Here is a 15,778-nt window from a genome sequence, read left to right as displayed (position 1 = left end):
TCAGCCCACCGTCCAGATGTCGTAGAGACGCACTTCGAGCACGGCCAGGACGACCGCGCCGGCGGCCACCGTGGCCGAACCCCACCGGCTGCGCTCCGCGAGCGACATGAAGCCGGCGATGGGCACCGCGCACAGCGCCCCGAGCAGATAGGCGACGAAGATCGTCGCGCCCTCCTCTGCCTTCTCGCCGCGCGTCAGCTGCACGATCCCGACGATCAGCTGGACCAGGACGAGGAAGGTCACCACGGCCATGCCGATGAAGTGCCAGTCCTTGGTCGACTGGTCGCGGAAGGCGGCGAAGCCGCACCAGGCGGCGAGGGCGAGCGCGGCCACGGAGACCGCGACCGTCAGGGCGTCAAGCATGCGCCCGAGGGTATTACGGTGCGAATGGCCCGATGCGCTCGCCCCCCGGGCCGTCGCCGCGGGCACGCGCGCGGACCGTGGCCTTGGCCACAGCCGGCGCCGGTGACGTCCCCGGCGCACACCTCGCGGGCCCCGGCGCGAGGTGTCCGTCCCCGCAGGCCACACGGGGAAAGCGGGCGGAACGAAGGCCTCCGGAGTGTCCGCATGGCGTCTCAATGACGTCCGCTATTCGGACAGCCCCCTTTCGTTCGCACCTGCGCATGCTTTACTTACAGACATGACCACGACGAGCAGCCGCATCCTTGCGACCGAGGCGATCCCCACGCCCGGTGCTCGTTGTATGTGTCGAATGTGCGCCTTCTGAGGGCCCCCGCCTGAGTCTCACGCCCCGAAGCGAGACCGACGGCCGTGCCGTTCCTCCCGCCTTCCGGCGATGGACCGTGCCCGCCCCGCGCACCGCCGAGACTCCCGGCCACCCGCCGGACCGGCCTCCGTGCGCCTGACTGTCCGAAGACGAATGCCCCGTGCACGACGGACCCCGCGTCGTGCACTCGACAGTGACGGAAATCCCCTGTGATCACCACTTCGGGCCTGACCAAGGTCTACGAGTCGCGCGGCCGACAGGTCACCGCTCTGGACGGTGTCGACCTCCACGTCCGCGAGGGCGAGGTGTTCGGCGTGATCGGCCAGAGCGGCGCCGGCAAGTCCTCGCTCATCCGCTGCGTCAACCTCCTGGAGCGCCCCACCTCCGGCACCGTGACCGTCGACGGCGTGGACCTCACCGCCCTCGCCGGCAAGGGCCGCCGCGCCGGCAAGGACCTGCGCCGGGCGCGCAGCAGCATCGGCATGGTCTTCCAGCACTTCAACCTGCTGTCCTCCCGCACGGTGAAGGACAACATCGAGCTTCCCCTGGAGATCCTCGGCGTCTCCGGAGCCGAGCGCTCCCGCCGTGCCCTCGAACTCCTCGACCTGGTCGGCCTCGCCGACAAGGCCAAGTCCTACCCGGGCCAGCTCTCCGGCGGTCAGAAGCAGCGCGTCGGCATCGCCCGCGCCCTGGCCGGCGAGCCCAAGGTCCTCCTCTCCGACGAGGCCACCAGCGCCCTCGACCCGGAGACCACCCGCTCCATCCTCCAGCTGCTGCGCGACCTCAACCAGCAGCTCGGCCTCACCGTCCTGCTCATCACGCACGAGATGGACGTCGTCAAGACGATCTGCGACTCGGCCGCGCTGATGCAGAAGGGACGGATCGTCGAGTCCGGCACCGTGAGCGAACTGCTCGCCACCCCCGGATCCCAGCTGGCGGCCGAGCTCTTCCCGGTCAGCGGCGCCCACACCGGCCCCGACCGCACGGTCGTCGACGTCACCTTCCATGGCGACGCCGCGACCCAGCCGGTGATCTCGCAGCTCTCCCGTACGTACAACATCGACATCTCGATCCTCGGGGCGGCGATGGACACCGTCGGCGGCAGGCAGATCGGCCGGATGCGGATCGAACTGCCCGGACGGTACGAGGACAACGTCGTCCCGGTCGGCTTCCTGCGCGAGCAGGGCCTCCAGGTCGAGGTCGTCGAGGAGACGCTCACCGAAGAAACGGTTGTCCAGGACGCGGCGACCCTGCTCGTGAAGGAAGGTGCCAAGTGACCTGGTCCGAGATGCAGCCACTGCTGGAGCAGGGCACCCTCGACACCCTCTACATGGTCCTGTGGGCCACCGTCGTCACCGTGCTCGGCGGCCTGCCGCTCGGCATCCTCCTCGTCCTCACGGACAAGGGCGGCCTGCTGCAGAACCTGCCGGTCAACAAGGTCGTCGGTGCGATCGTGAACATCGGACGTTCGCTGCCGTTCATCATCCTGCTGATCGCCCTGATCCCCTTCACCACCCTCGTCGTCGGCACCTTCATCGGCCCCACCGCGATGATCGTGCCGCTCGCCATCGGCGCCATCCCCTTCTTCGCGCGCCTCGTCGAGACCTCCATCCGCGAGGTCGACCACGGGCTCGTCGAGGCCGTCCAGGCCATGGGCGGCGGCATCCCCACCATCGTCCGCAAGGTGCTGCTCCCGCAGGCCCTGCCCTCGCTGATCGCGGGCGTCACCACCACGGTCATCGTCCTCATCGGCTACTCGGCGATGGCCGGCGCGGTCGGCGGCGAGGGCCTCGGCTCCAAGGCCGTCACCTACGGATACCAGCGCTTCGACACCACGTTCATGCTGGTCACCATCGTGATCCTGGTTCTGATCGTGACCGTCGTCCAGCTCATCGGCGACGGAGTCGTACGACTCCTCGCCCGCCGGGGCCGTACCGCGTAACGGCTCCCCGGCCACCCCAGACTTCGTCCTTCGAAGAACAGCCCGGACTTGTTGTCCAGGCGACCACCGCACCACCGGAAAGAGGCACTCTTCGTGCGTAAGAACATCAAGCTCACCGCCGGTATCGCCGCCACCGCCGCCCTCGCCCTCGGCCTCAGCGCCTGCGGCAGCGCCGACGCCGGCGACTCCAAGGCACTCGTCGTCGCCGCGTCCCCGACGCCGCACGCCGACATCCTCAACTACGTCAAGGACAACCTGGCCGAGAAGGCCGGCCTGAAGCTGGAGGTGCGGGAGTTCACGGACTACGTCCTGCCGAACACCGCCACCGAGACCGGCCAGGTCGACGCCAACTTCTTCCAGCACAAGCCGTACCTCGACGACTTCAACAAGAAGAACGACACCCACATCGTCCCGGTGGTCAACGTCCACCTGGAGCCGCTGGGCCTCTACTCCAAGAACATCAAGTCGGTGAAGGACATCAAGGCGGGCCAGACCATCGCCGTCCCGAACGACACCACCAACGGCGGCCGCGCGCTCCAGCTGCTCGCCGAGAACGGCCTGATCACCATCAAGCCGGGTGTCGGCACCAACGCCAAGCTCTCCGACATCACCGACAAGAAGGGCCTGGAGTTCAAGGAGCTGGAGGCCGCCACCGTGCCCCGCGCCCTGAGCGACGTGGACGCCGCCGTCATCAACGGCAACTACGCCATCGAGGCCAAGCTCTCGCCGGCCAAGGACGCCATCGCCCTGGAGAAGGCGGACGGCAACCCGTACGCCAACTTCCTCGCCGTCAAGGAGGGCAACGAGAAGGACGCCCGCGTGCAGAAGCTCGCCAAGCTCCTCAACTCGCCCGAGGTGAAGAAGTACATCGAGGACACCTACAAGGGCTCGGTCATCCCGGCCTTCGGCGCCGCCAAGTAGGCTCCGGCGTCCGAGGGACCGTCAGACCCGTTCCCCCGTACAGTCCTTGAGCAGAAGGCCCCCGCACCCCGTCCGGTGCGCGGGGCCTTCGCCACACCCCCCACCCGACACCGACCCGGCCATGCGCACCGGCGCCCACATGCTGCATGCTGTGCGTTCACGGTCGATTCGGACGGTCCACGGCATGGAGCTGCGCATGACTACCACCTTTCCGGACATCTCCATCAACACGGACCGGTTGGTGCTGCGCGCGCTCGAGGAGGGGGACGCCCCCGCCCTCGCCGAGATGATGAACGACGAACTCGTCGGCGCCTGGACCGCCGTGCCCCAGCCCTTCACCGAGGCCGCCGCCCGCCGCTGGATCACCGAGTACGCGCCGGCCGAACGCGCCGCGGGCCGGGGCATCGACCTCGCCGTCACCGAGTTCCTCACCCAGCGCCTGGTCGGCCTCATCCAGCTGGCCAAGACCGACTGGAAGGTCCGCTCCACCGAGATCTCCTACATCGTCGCCCCCTGGGCCCGCGGTGAGGGATACGCCTCCGAAGCCGCCCTCGCCACCGCCCAGTGGCTCTTCGGCGACCAGAAGTTCGAGCGCCTCGAACTGCGCACCGCCGCCGACAACACCGCCTCCCAGCAGGTCGCCCAGAAGATCGGCTGCATCAGCGAGGGCGTCCTCCGCAACGCCTGCATAGCCCGCACCCGCACCGAGGACGGCAGCTGGACCGAACTGCGCACCGACTTCATCGTCTGGGGCCTCCTCCCCGAGGACCTCGACGGCGTCGCCGACCAGATGGCCGAGGCCGGATACTCCTCGTACACCGACTGGAGCTGAGCCCCGCGGCCCCACCCGGGGTACGCTCGGCACGCCCCCGACCTGCGACGACACCAGGAGACGACGAATGGCCGACCGCGTCACGGTGATCGGCTGGGACGGCTCGCCCCTCACCGCGGCGGCCCGGTCCGCGCTCTCCGCCGCCACCCTGGTGGCGGGCGCCGCCCACCATCTGGCGCTGCCCGAGGTCCCGCCCGGCGCCGAACGCATCCGCCTCGGCAGTGTCGACCTCGCCGCCCGCCGCATCGCCGGCCACCGCGGCACCGCCGTCGTCCTCGCCGACGGCGACCCCGGCTTCTTCGGTGTCGTCCGCACCCTGCGCGCCCCCGAACACGGCCTGGAGGTCGAGGTCGTCCCCGCCGTGTCCTCCGTCGCCGCCGCGTTCGCCCGCGCGGGGATGCCCTGGGAGGACGCCCGGATCGTCGTCGCCCACCAGCGCACCCTGCGCCGCGCCGTCAACGTCTGCCGCGCCCACCCCAAGGTCGCCGTCCTCACCTCGCCCGGCGCGGGGCCCGCCGAACTCGCCCTGCTCCTCGACGGCGTCCACCGCACCTTCGTCGTCTGCGAGGAGCTCGGCACCGACCGCGAACAGGTCTCCGTCCTCACCTCCGACACGGCCGCCGACCACAGCTGGCGCGACCCGAACGTCGTCCTCGTCATCGGCGGCACCGCGGGCGGGGCCCCCGCCGCCCCCTGGCTGATGGGCCAGGACCCGGCGGCGCCCCCGGTCCGCGGCTGGGGCCTGCCCACGGAGGAGTACGACCCCGCCGGGCGCGGCGCCCGGACCCGCGCGGGCGAGGACCCGTCGCTGCGCGCCGCCCAGCTCGCCCGCCTCGGGCCCCGCACCGGCGACCTCGTCTGGGACATCGGCTGCGCGGGCGGCGCCTTCTCCGTCGAGGCCGCCCGCTTCGGCGCCGCCGTCATCGCCGTGGATCTCGACCCGACGGCCTGCGCCCGCACCGAACAGGCCGCCCGCCGTCACGGCGTACCGCTGCAGGCCGTGCGCGGCCGGGCCCCGCACGTCCTGGAGAGCCTGCCCGAACCCGATGTCGTCCGCGTCGCGGCCGGCGGGGTCGCCGTCGTCACCGCCTGCACCGACCGACGGCCGGAACGCATCGTCGCCCACGCCTCCACCCGGGACGAGGCCGAGGCGATCGGCGCCGCCCTCGCCGACGGCGGCTACACCGTCGAGAGCCTGCTCCTCCAGACCGTCGGACTCGATCCGCACGACTGGTCGGAACGCGAGCGTTCGGTCGTCTTCCTGCTCTCCGGCCGCAGGACCGACACCCCCCACGCCTAGTCCCGGCACCCCCCAGGCCCAGCCCCGGCACCCCCCACCCGTGACCGTGCCGCCCGCCGGGGCAGGTAGGCTGGCCGATTGTTGTACCGCATCCGGATGTTCGGCGCTTCGTTCGTCAATGTCCTGAATTGGTGGCCACATTGCGCCGCTGACGTGGTACGCGACAAGGGGGGACCGCGCGACGTGGCGCAGTCCACAGCGCACCGTGGCAAATCTCCCTGCCACGAGGGCCCGGGGCCGCGACAATGTGTGGGTGTCCGCGTGTCCTTCGTGCCGCGCGGCGCGCGCGCTCGTTCTTGTCGACGGGCGCAGGTCTGAAGGAGCACAAGCGATGGGCGAGGGGTACGCATGACGGACACCGGCCAGGTCCCGGGCGAGGGGCTGCCGGAGAACGCAGGCATGGTCGAGCAGCCGGGCATCCCCGCACCGGGCGCGTACACCTTCCTGGACCCCTCCGAGCACACCACCGAGGACGACGACCTTCTGCTGATGCCGGGCGCCCAGGGCGCCTGGAGCGAGCACCCGCCGGGCGTCCCGCCCGCGCCCCCGGTCGCCGTGCCGCCGCTGACGGCACCCGTGCTCCCGAACCAGGGCGTGCCGGCCGTGCACCAGGTGGCCCCCGAGGCGCCGGCCGTGATCGGTGACCCGCTCACCGACCCGCTGCCGGACCCGCTCACGGCCCCGCTGGACGCCGTCGCCCTCGCCGACGTCCTCACGGCCCCGCAGCACCAGACCCCGCCGCAGGGAGTCCCGCTGGGCACCCCGGCGCACGGCGTCCCGCTCGTCGGCACGCCGGCCCACGGCGTTCCCCTGGACCAGTTCGCCGGCACTCCCGCGCACGGAGTCCCGGTTGGCCCGGCGATGGGCACGCCGGCCCACGGCATCCCGCTGGACCAGCTCACCGGGACCCCCGCGCACGGCGTCCCCGTGGCCCCGCAGGAGCAGGCGCCCACCCGGCACGGCTACGAGCCGGGCATCCTCGACACCGGCGCGCACGAGGCCGCAGGCCGCGACTCGGGCTCCGTCGACCTGAGCGGAGTCCGGGTGCCCCCGCCGGCCCCGGCCCCGCAGCCGGCCCGCCGCCCGCTGCACATGGGCCCGCCCGTGCCCGAGGCCGGCGGCGTCGTGCTCTCGCTGGCCGACCGCGGCCCCGCCGCCGCGCCCGCGCCGGCCCCGCAGCCCGCGCCGGTCCCCGCGCCCGAGCCGCTCGTGGCCACCGGCCCCGCGCCGATGCCCGTACGGAACCCGGGCCCGCCGACCGGCGGCCCCGAGTACTTCGAGATCGCGCAGGACCAGCAGCTCGCGCCGCAGGGCGCCGAGCCGTGGGCCGCGCAGCCGCAGGAGCCCGAGGCCCCGCAGGCCCCGGAGCTCCCCGCAGAAACGGTCGTCCCGCAGAGCGGGCAGTTCGTCCAGGTCGAGGGCAACGTCCCGACCACCCCCCACCTGGCCCCGAGCCCGGCGCCGGAGCCGACCCCCGGGCCGGAAGAGCCTTCGGAGCCCGAGGCCCCGGTGGCCGTCGAGGAGACCGCACCGGAGGCCCCGGCGGAGACGCCCGAGGTCCAGGCCGTCGTCCCCGCCCCGCGCGAGGGCGAGCCGACCGCCGAGGCCCCCGAGCCCGCGCCGGCTGAGGAGCCCGTGGCCGTACCCGAGGCCGAGCAGGTCCCGGAGGCCGAGCCGCAGCCCGAGGAGCAGCCGGAGCCCGTCGCGGAAGCCGTCGCCGAGGCCCCGGCCGAGCCGGTGGCCGCGATCGAGGAGCAGCCCGCGCAGGAGCAGCTCCCCGAGGAGGCCCCCGTCGAGGCGGTCGCCGAGGAGATCCCCTTCGTACCGGAAGAGGCCCCCGAGGCCCTGCCCGAGCCGACCCCGGAGAGCGAGACCGAGGCGGCGCCCGCCGCCGAGGCCCCGCAGGCCGAGGAGCCGGCACCGGTCGAGGCCGAAGCAGTCGCCCCCGAGGCCGAAGCAGTCGCCCCCGAGGCGCCCGCGGAGGCCGAAGAGGCAGCCCCCGAAGCCCCCGAGGTCGTCGAAGAGGCAGCCCCCGAAGCCCCCGAAGCGCCCGAGGTGGCCGAAGAGGCCGCCCCCGAGGCGCAGCCGGAGACGGCCCCCGTCGCCGAGGACACGGAGGAATCCGAGTCGGCCCCGGCCCCCGGCTACGACGACGCCGAGCGCGAGGCGGTCCTCCGCGTGATGCGCGAGCGCCGCGACATCCGCAAGGGCTTCCGCTCCGACCCGATCCCGCACGAGGTGCTGCTCCGCGTCCTGGAGGCCGCTCACACGGCGCCCAGCGTCGGCCACTCGCAGCCCTGGGACTTCGTCGTCATCCGCTCCGCCGAGACCCGGCAGACGATGCACGAGCTGGCCCAGCGGCAGCGCGAGGCCTACGCCAAGTCGCTGCCGAAGGCCCGGGCGAAGCAGTTCAAGGAACTGAAGATCGAGGCCATCCTCGACACCCCGGTCAACATCGTCGTGACGGCCGACCCGACCCGCGGCGGCCGCCACACCCTCGGCCGCTACACGCAGCCGCAGATGGCCCCGTACTCCTCGGCGCTCGCCGTCGAGAACCTCTGGCTCGCGGCCCGCGCCGAGGGCCTCGGCGTGGGCTGGGTCAGCTTCTTCGACGAGCGCGAGATGGTCCGCGCCCTGGGTCTCCCCGAGCACCTCGAAGTGGTCGCGTACCTCTGCGTGGGCTACGTCGACGAGTTCCCCGAGGAGCCCGAGCTGATGCAGGCGGGCTGGTCCAAGCGCCGCCCGCTGGCCTGGGTCGTCCACGAGGAGACGTACGGCCGCCGCGCGCTGCCCGGCGAGGAGCCGCACGACCTCCTCCAGGAGACCATCGCCAACATCCGCCCGCTGGACGCGAAGGCGCTCGGCGAGGCGTGGGAGCGCCAGAAGCGGATGACCAAGCCGGCCGGCGCGCTCGGCATGCTGGAGATCATCGCGGCGCAGCTCTCGGGACTCTCGCGGGTGTGCCCGCCGCCGATCCCGGAGCCGGCGGCCGTCGCGATCTTCGCGGGCGACCACGGCGTCCACGCCCAGGGCGTGACGCCCTGGCCGCAGGAGGTCACCGGCCAGATGGTGGCCAACTTCCTCGGCGGGGGAGCGGTCTGCAACGCCTTCGCCAACCAGGTGGGCGCGGAGGTCTGCGTCATCGACGTGGGCGTGGCGTCCGAACTCCCGGCCACCCCCGGTCTCCTGCCCCGCAAGGTCCGCCCCGGTACCGCCGACTTCACCACGGGTCTCGCGATGACCCGCGACGAGGTACTGGCGGCGATCGAGGTGGGCATCGAAACCGCGAGGGACCTGGTCGCGGCCGGCAACAAGGCCCTGCTCACGGGCGAGATGGGCATCGCGAACACCACCGCGTCCGCCGCCCTGATCTCGGTCTACACGGGCGTCGACCCGACCGAGGTCACGGGCCGCGGCACGGGCATCAACGACGAGACGCACGCCCGCAAGGTGGACGTCGTCCGTCGCGCCCTGGACCTGCACAAGCCGGACCCGGCGGACCCGATCGGTGTCCTCTCGGCGGTCGGCGGCCTGGAGCACGCGGCCCTGGTCGGCCTGATCCTGGGCGCGGCCTCCCTGCGTACCCCGGTGATCCTCGACGGCGTCTCCACCGGCGCAGCGGCCCTGGTGGCCCGCGCGATCGCGCCGGAGTCGCTCGCGGCCTGCATCGCCGGACACCGCAGCGCCGAGCCGGGCCACGTGGCCGCGCTCAACAAGCTGGGCCTGCGCCCCCTGGTCGACCTGGACCTCCGTCTCGGCGAGGGCACGGGCGCACTGCTCGCCCTCCCGCTGGTGCAGAGCGCGGCCCGCGCGATGCACGAGGTGGCCACGTTCGACTCGGCGGGCGTCACCGAGAAGTAGCCCAGAGGCGCGTCCCCCACCCGCACACGGAAGTGGGGGACGCGCAGGGGACCACCGGGCGAAGGCACAACCGGCAGCCGTCACGGCTCAACGGGCACACCCGGCCGAGCCCCCCCGGGAGATCCGTCACACCGTGACGGCCCCACCACACCGATATCGTGGTCACCAGGCGCCCCGCCGCCGCCCCACCAGCCGCTTCATCGCAGCAGCGGCCAGCACCCGCCCTCCGAGGAGCCGCTCACCCATGGCCGAGCACGCCGATCACACCGCCCAGCCGACGACGCACCCCGCCTACCCCGTGGGCCTGCGCCTGGCCGGCCGCCGCGTAGTCGTTCTCGGCGGCGGCCAGGTCGCCCAGCGCCGGCTCCCGGCCCTGATCGCCGCGGGCGCCGACATCACGCTGATCTCCCCCTCCGCGACCCCCTCGGTCGAGGCGATGGCCGAGGCCGGCGAGATCACCTGGACCAAGCGGCGGTACGAGGACGGCGACCTCGCCGACGCCTGGTACGCCCTGGTCGCCACGACCGACCCGGCCTCGAACGCCGCCGCCTCCGCGGAGGCCGAGCGCACCAGGACCTGGTGCGTGCGCTCCGACGACGCCGAGGCGGCCACGGCCTGGACCCCGGCGACGGGCCGCAGCGAGGGCGTGACCGTCGCGGTGCTCACCGGGCACGACCCGCGCCGCTCGGCGGCCGTGCGCGACGCGATCGTCGAGGGCCTGCGGGACGGTTCGATCGCGGCCCCGCAGCACCGCGCGCGTTCCCCCTTCGTGGCGCTGGTCGGCGGCGGCCCCGGCGACCCGGACCTGATCACGGTGCGCGGCCGCCGGCTGCTCGCCGAGGCGGACGTGGTCATCGCCGACCGCCTGGGCCCGCGCGACCTGCTGGACGAACTGCCCCCGCACGTCGAGGTGATCGACGCGGCGAAGATCCCGTACGGCCGGTTCATGGCCCAGGAGGCCATCAACAACGCGCTGATCGAGCACGCGAAGGCGGGCAGGTCCGTCGTACGGCTGAAGGGCGGCGACCCGTTCGTCTTCGGCCGGGGCATGGAGGAGGCGCAGGCGCTCGCCGCCGAGGGCATCGCCTGCACGGTGGTGCCGGGCATCTCCAGCTCGATCTCGGTCCCGGGCGCCGCGGGCATCCCGGTGACGCACCGGGGTGTGGCGCACGAGTTCACGGTGGTGAGCGGGCACGTGGCCCCGGAGGACCCGCGTTCGCTGGTCGACTGGGCGTCGCTCGCGAAGCTCACGGGGACGCTGGTGATCCTGATGGGCGTGGACAAGATCGGGAAGATCGCCGAGGCGCTCATCGCCCACGGCAAGGACCCGGAGACGCCGCTCGCCCTGGTCCAGGAGGGCACGACGGCCTCGCAGCGCCGGGTGGACGCGACGCTGGCGACGGTGGCGGAGACGGTGCGGACGCAGGAGGTCCGCCCGCCGGCGGTCATCGTGATCGGCGAGGTCGTGACGGAAGGCCCGGACCGCCTGGTCAAGTAGCACCGCCCGGGAGCGGGCGACGCACAGCCGCACACACATTGGCACCACACCCCGGACAAGGCAGTATCACCTCGTGGCCGAACTCATCACGATCGACGACCCCGACGACCCGCGCCTGCGCGACTACACCGGTCTGACCGATGTCGAACTCCGCCGCAGAAGGGAACCGGCCGAGGGCCTGTTCATCGCGGAGGGCGAGAAGGTCATCCGCCGGGCCCGGCAGGCGGGGTACGAGATGCGGTCGATGCTGCTCTCCGCCAAGTGGGTCGATGTGATGCGGGACGTCATCGACGAGGTCCCCGCGCCGGTGTACGCGATCCAGCCGGACCTCGCGGAGCGCGTCACCGGCTACCACGTGCACCGGGGCGCCCTCGCCTCGATGCAGCGCAAGCCGCTGCCGGACGCCGCCGAGCTGCTCGTCGGCGCCCGCCGGGTGGTGGTGATGGAGTCGGTGAACGACCACACCAACATCGGCGCGATCTTCCGCAGCGCCGCGGCGCTCGGCATGGACGCGGTGCTGCTGTCGCCGGACTGCGCGGATCCGCTGTACCGGCGCTCGGTGAAGGTGTCGATGGGTGCGGTGTTCTCCGTGCCGTACGCCCGGCTCGACACGTGGCCGCGGGGCCTGGAGGCGGTACGGGAGGCGGGCTTCAAGCTCCTGGCGCTGACGCCCGCCGAGAAGGCGATGTCGATCGACGAGGCCGCCCCGCACCGCATGGAGCGGGTGGCCCTGATGCTGGGCGCGGAGGGCGACGGCCTGTCCACGCAGGCGCTGCGGGCAGCCGACGAGTGGGTCCGAATCCCGATGGCCCACGGGGTCGACTCGCTGAACGTGGGCGCGGCGGCGGCGGTGGCCTTCTACGCGGTGGCGACGGGCCGACCGGAGTCCTGAAGGGCGGCCCCGGCTCAGCCCGGAGTCCTGAAGGGCGGCCCCGGCTCAGCCCGGAGTCCTGAAGGGCGGCCCCGGCTCAGCCCGGAGTCCTGAACGGCGGCCCCGGCTCAGCCCGGAGTCCTGAAAGACGGCCCCGACTCGAAATCCAGCCCCAGCCGCAACCCCAGCCCCAGCCCCCAGACCCCCGGGCCCCAGACCCCCGCACCCAGGGTCTACCCCTGAAGGGCCTGGGCGGCGGCGATGCCCAGGGCCACCACCAGCGTCACCACCACGAAGACGAAGAGCCGCTGCCGCAGCAGCCGCGGGTTCGCGGGCCTGCGGCCCGTGGACGTCGACCGCGCACCCGGCCGGGTCGCGGGTCGGCCACCGGTCCGGGGCCCGGCGGAGGGCCGGGACGACGGCCCGGGCCCACGCCCGCCGCGTTCCCGCTCCGCACCACGCTCGGTGCCACGATCCGCACCGCGCTCCGTACCCCGCTCGCCGCCGCGCTCCGTACCCCGCTCCGCGCCGCGCTCCGGCCCACGACCGGGCACGTCCCGCTCGGTGTAGCGCTCGGTCGGCCGCATGGTGTTGCGCTCCTCGACGCGTTCCCGCTGCACGGGCGGCCGTGAGACCGGCAGCCCCTGCGCCTCGCGCGCCGCGATCTCCTTGAGCCGCATCGACAGCTGAAGGGTGCTGGGACGGTCCTCGGGGTCCTTCGCGAGGCAGGCCCGGATGAGCGGTGCCAGCGCGTCCGGCACGCCGTGCAGCTGCGGCTCCTCGTGCACGACCCGGTAGAGCATGACCTCGGAACTGCCGTGCCCGAAGGGCGAGTCGGCCATCGCCGCGTACGCCAGCGTGGCACCGAGCGAGAACACGTCGGTGGCGGGGGTGACGGCCGCGCCGCGCACCTGCTCGGGGGCGAGGAAGCCGGGGGAGCCGACGGCCGTACCGACATGGGTCAGGGTGCTGGCCCCGGTGGCCCAGGCGATGCCGAAGTCGATGATCCGGGGGCCCTTGGGGGAGAGCAGGATGTTCGAGGGCTTGAGGTCCCGGTGCACGACCCCGGCCTCGTGGACGGCGACGAGCCCCTCCGAGAGCGCGGCCCCGATGGAGGCCACGTCGGCGGCGCGCAGCGAGCCCTCCTCGGCGACCCGGTCGTGCAGCGAAGGGCCGGGCACGTACTGGGTGGCGAACCAGGGGCGCTCGGCCTCCAGGTCGGCGGCGACGAGGCGGGCCGTACAGCCGCCGCGGATCCGCCGGGCGGCCGAGACCTCACGGGCGAACCGGGACCGGAACTCCTGGTCCTCGGCGAGATCGGGCCGGATCACCTTGAGCGCCACCCGCTGGCCGCGCCGGTCGGAACCCAGGTACACGACGCCCATCCCGCCGGCCCCCAGCCTGCGGTGGAGCCGGAACGACCCGACGATCCGCGGATCCTCGCGCCGGAGCCGCATCATCGCCATGTCCGTCCCCTCGTCCGTTCGACGTGGCACAGCTTACGTAGTGGCGCCCGCACGCGCTCATAGGCCGCGCCCTCGCACCTGGATCGATTGTCAGTGCTGAGGGGTACGCGGGGAGAATGCGCACATCCGGTGGTCGCCCCAACCTCCCACCTCACCAACCCAGTTGACGATCTGCGGACGGCGGGCTCCGAGTGTCCCGGGAGGCTCTCCCGACACCCTCCGACCAGGGGGTTCGCGCGACGCCCCGGGAAGTGAGCGAAGTCACGCCCCGGCCGCCCCTCCACCGGCCCGCGCGGAACCCCTCAGGGAAGACCCCGGGTTCCGCACCCCCGTCTCCACCCAGGGGAGTACGCCGTACGACCGGGCGTCATCCTCCGGGAGGCCCGCAAGTCGGTACGCGGGCATGACGTCCGGGCGCCCCCGGCTCCCTAATGTTGATGTCAAGCGGCGGGTGCAGCACTCGTCCCCCGAGGTCAAGCACCCGCCGCGCCAGACACGACAGGAGAGGAACCATGGCTTTCACGGCATCGCGGACGAGCACCCAGCCTTCGAGCCGGCGTCACCCGCTGGTGGCCACCGCCATGGTCCTCCCTCTCGCGGCCCTGCTCGTGGTCGTCTTCGGCGGCTGGGACGCAGTGGTCACACAGGCGTCGTCCGTGGGCGTGATGCTGGGGCGCTGACAGCGCCCCGGACCCGGGAGAGCGGCCCGGGTCGGGACATCCGGCCATCAACCCCGTGGGGACGGGGGTGCGGCGGACGGCAGCGTGGGGCCGGTCAGCTGGGGAGCTGACCGGCCCTCGCGCATTCCCTCCCCGTGGGCCCCGTACGCTCGCCCCCGTGGACCTCCCCGACCGGCCCCTCCTCGACGGCCTCGCCGCGTACGCGCACGCCGCAGCCCACCGTCCCGGCACGCCCTGTCGCTGCGCGGGCGGTCTCGTCGGGGTGCTGGCGGACCGGGACGACGGGACGGTCGTACGGCACGGGCGACTGGTCGCGAAGGCGCACGCCCCCGGCACCGACGCCGAGGCGCACCGGGCGCGGATCGCGCTCGCCGCCCACCCGGACGTCCGGGAGGTCTTCCTCCCGCCGCTCCCGATCTCCACGCCCGGCGACCTCGACGGCCGGCCGGTCAGCATGTGGCCGTACGGCTCGCCCGTCGACCCGGCGGACCCCGACGCCGCCCCGTGGGAGGAGGCCGCGATGCTGCTCGCCCTGCTCCACCGCACCCCGCCGCCCGCGGGGCCGGCCGGCCGGCTCCCGGAGATGAGGGCCCCCGTCAAGGCGGCCCTCGCCGTGGACCGGATGCGCCGGACGGCACCGGGCCACCCGGCCGCCGCGACCGTCCTGGCCGCCTGGCGGTCGATCCCCGACCGCGTCGCGCCGGACGGCCCCCGGCTCCTCTGCCACGGCGACTTCCACCTGGGCCAACTGGTCCGCGCCACGGGGCCCGCGGAGTCCCCCGGCGGGCCGACCCCGCCCCCCGCCCCCTGGCGGCTCATCGACATGGACGACGCCGGTCTCGGCGACCCCGCGTGGGATCTGGCCCGCCCCGCGGCCTGGTTCGCGGCCGGCATCCTGCCCCCGGAGATCTGGTCCCGTTTCCTCGGCGCCTATCAGCAGGCGGGCGGCCCGGCCGTGGGCGCGGATCCGTGGATCCAACTCGACGTGCCCGCCCGTGCCCTGACGGTCCAGACGGCGGCGCTCGCCGTCGCCAAGTCGACCGCCGAGGGCCGGCCGCTCGACGAGGTCGAGGACGTGATGATCGACACCTGCGCCCGTATCGCCGGGCATCGAACCGACTCGGCCGCTACGGCGTCCACGTAAGGTGAAGCCACCATTCGAACGGCGAAGTCAGGGAGTTGAGCCGACCATGCAGTGTCCCAAGTGCCATGCGGCCATGCACACGTACAACCGCAACGGCGTCCAGATCGAGCAGTGCAGCGGCTGCCGCGGGATATTCCTGGACTACGGCGAGCTGGAGTCCCTGACCCGCCTGGAGTCCCAGTGGGTCCAGCAGGCTCCGCCCGCCCCGCCGGCCCCGCAGGCCTACCCGGCCGCGCAGCCCGCCGCCCCCGCCTGGGGCGCCCCGCACCACGGCGGCCACCACGGCGGCGGCCACTACCGCCAGCGCGGTTTCGGCCGGATGCTCTTCTCCTCCTGACGGGGCGTGCGCCGGGTCTCCCGGTGCACGACGAGCCTCCGTGCATGAAGAAGCCCCCGGTCGCGAGATGCGGCCGGGGGCTCTTCGGTGGTGCGCGATACTGGGATTGAACCAGTGACCTCTTCCGTGTCAGGGAAGCGCTCTCCCGCTGAGCTAATCGCGCGGGTGGTGAACACGTCGTACCCGAAGGCACTGCGTA

13 protein-coding genes and 1 tRNA gene are annotated in these 15,778 nt (G+C 73.5%); 11 read left to right on the top strand and 3 right to left on the bottom strand.

Going from position 1 to position 15,778, the window contains the following annotated elements:
- Positions 1 to 363, bottom strand: a complete 363-nt coding sequence (locus E0F75_RS13080; RefSeq protein WP_187622682.1) for a hypothetical protein — start codon at positions 361 to 363, stop codon at positions 1 to 3.
- A gap of 573 nt (positions 364 to 936) precedes the next feature.
- Here E0F75_RS13080 and E0F75_RS13075 point away from each other — a divergent pair.
- The 8 genes from E0F75_RS13075 to E0F75_RS13040 all read left to right on the top strand — a co-directional run bounded on the left by E0F75_RS13075 (position 937) and on the right by E0F75_RS13040 (position 11,973).
- Positions 937 to 2,004, top strand: a complete 1,068-nt coding sequence (locus E0F75_RS13075; RefSeq protein WP_030316171.1) for a methionine ABC transporter ATP-binding protein — start codon at positions 937 to 939, stop codon at positions 2,002 to 2,004.
- Complete coding sequence (locus E0F75_RS13070; protein ID WP_187622681.1) at positions 2,001 to 2,669, top strand: methionine ABC transporter permease; 669 nt, start codon at positions 2,001 to 2,003, stop codon at positions 2,667 to 2,669. The genes E0F75_RS13075 and E0F75_RS13070 overlap by 4 nt, the downstream gene beginning before the upstream one ends.
- 93 nt (positions 2,670 to 2,762) lie before the next feature.
- Positions 2,763 to 3,590, top strand: a complete 828-nt coding sequence (locus E0F75_RS13065) for a MetQ/NlpA family ABC transporter substrate-binding protein (RefSeq protein ID WP_187622680.1) — start codon at positions 2,763 to 2,765, stop codon at positions 3,588 to 3,590.
- A 196-nt stretch (positions 3,591 to 3,786) separates the two neighbouring features.
- Positions 3,787 to 4,422, top strand: coding sequence for a GNAT family N-acetyltransferase (locus E0F75_RS13060; protein WP_187622679.1), 636 nt, complete (start codon positions 3,787 to 3,789; stop codon positions 4,420 to 4,422).
- A gap of 67 nt (positions 4,423 to 4,489) precedes the next feature.
- A complete protein-coding gene (gene cbiE / locus E0F75_RS13055; RefSeq protein ID WP_187622678.1) occupies positions 4,490 to 5,722 on the top strand; it encodes a precorrin-6y C5,15-methyltransferase (decarboxylating) subunit CbiE in 1,233 nt (410 codons plus the stop codon).
- A gap of 348 nt (positions 5,723 to 6,070) precedes the next feature.
- A complete protein-coding gene (gene cobT, locus E0F75_RS13050) occupies positions 6,071 to 9,583 on the top strand; it encodes a nicotinate-nucleotide--dimethylbenzimidazole phosphoribosyltransferase (protein ID WP_187622677.1) in 3,513 nt (1,170 codons plus the stop codon).
- Positions 9,584 to 9,827: 244 nt separating this feature from the next.
- Positions 9,828 to 11,081 (top strand): uroporphyrinogen-III C-methyltransferase, encoded by a 1,254-nt coding sequence (gene cobA, locus E0F75_RS13045; RefSeq protein ID WP_187622676.1) that lies wholly within the window; start codon positions 9,828 to 9,830, stop codon positions 11,079 to 11,081.
- Between the two features lie 73 nt (positions 11,082 to 11,154).
- A complete protein-coding gene (locus E0F75_RS13040) occupies positions 11,155 to 11,973 on the top strand; it encodes an RNA methyltransferase (protein ID WP_187622675.1) in 819 nt (272 codons plus the stop codon).
- A gap of 212 nt (positions 11,974 to 12,185) precedes the next feature.
- Here E0F75_RS13040 and E0F75_RS13035 read toward each other — a convergent pair whose 3' ends face one another.
- Positions 12,186 to 13,418: a serine/threonine-protein kinase gene (locus E0F75_RS13035; RefSeq protein ID WP_187622674.1), complete on the bottom strand. Its 1,233-nt coding sequence runs from the start codon at positions 13,416 to 13,418 to the stop codon at positions 12,186 to 12,188.
- 512 nt (positions 13,419 to 13,930) lie between these two features.
- Between E0F75_RS13035 and E0F75_RS13030 the strand changes: the two genes are divergently transcribed.
- The 3 genes from E0F75_RS13030 to E0F75_RS13020 all read left to right on the top strand — a co-directional run bounded on the left by E0F75_RS13030 (position 13,931) and on the right by E0F75_RS13020 (position 15,579).
- Positions 13,931 to 14,098, top strand: a complete 168-nt coding sequence (locus E0F75_RS13030; RefSeq protein WP_187622673.1) for a hypothetical protein — start codon at positions 13,931 to 13,933, stop codon at positions 14,096 to 14,098.
- 157 nt (positions 14,099 to 14,255) lie between these two features.
- Positions 14,256 to 15,242, top strand: a complete 987-nt coding sequence (locus tag E0F75_RS13025; protein ID WP_187622672.1) for an aminoglycoside phosphotransferase family protein — start codon at positions 14,256 to 14,258, stop codon at positions 15,240 to 15,242.
- A gap of 46 nt (positions 15,243 to 15,288) precedes the next feature.
- Positions 15,289 to 15,579 (top strand): zf-TFIIB domain-containing protein, encoded by a 291-nt coding sequence (locus E0F75_RS13020; protein WP_187622671.1) that lies wholly within the window; start codon positions 15,289 to 15,291, stop codon positions 15,577 to 15,579.
- An 88-nt stretch (positions 15,580 to 15,667) separates the two neighbouring features.
- On the opposite strand, the gene E0F75_RS13015 is transcribed toward E0F75_RS13020, so the two are convergent.
- A tRNA-Val gene (locus E0F75_RS13015) sits at positions 15,668 to 15,742 on the bottom strand.
- Positions 15,743 to 15,778 lie beyond the last annotated feature (36 nt).

Origin of the sequence: Streptomyces sp. CB02980, from assembly GCF_014451325.2 — a bacterium.
GTDB lineage: Bacteria > Actinomycetota > Actinomycetes > Streptomycetales > Streptomycetaceae > Streptomyces.
The sequence above is the reverse complement of the archived record's forward strand: the minus strand, read 5'-3'. Positions and strand labels throughout refer to the sequence as shown.

Coding starts and splice junctions, on each gene's coding strand:
- cbiE (WP_187622678.1), top strand. CDS start 4,490: ATGGCCGACCGCGTCACGGTGATCGGCTGGGACGGCTCGCCCCTCACC.
- E0F75_RS13030 (WP_187622673.1), top strand. CDS start 13,931: ATGGCTTTCACGGCATCGCGGACGAGCACCCAGCCTTCGAGCCGGCGT.
- E0F75_RS13080 (WP_187622682.1), bottom strand. CDS start 363: ATGCTTGACGCCCTGACGGTCGCGGTCTCCGTGGCCGCGCTCGCCCTC.
- cobA (WP_187622676.1), top strand. CDS start 9,828: ATGGCCGAGCACGCCGATCACACCGCCCAGCCGACGACGCACCCCGCC.
- E0F75_RS13035 (WP_187622674.1), bottom strand. CDS start 13,418: ATGGCGATGATGCGGCTCCGGCGCGAGGATCCGCGGATCGTCGGGTCG.
- cobT (WP_187622677.1), top strand. CDS start 6,071: ATGACGGACACCGGCCAGGTCCCGGGCGAGGGGCTGCCGGAGAACGCA.
- E0F75_RS13020 (WP_187622671.1), top strand. CDS start 15,289: ATGCAGTGTCCCAAGTGCCATGCGGCCATGCACACGTACAACCGCAAC.
- E0F75_RS13060 (WP_187622679.1), top strand. CDS start 3,787: ATGACTACCACCTTTCCGGACATCTCCATCAACACGGACCGGTTGGTG.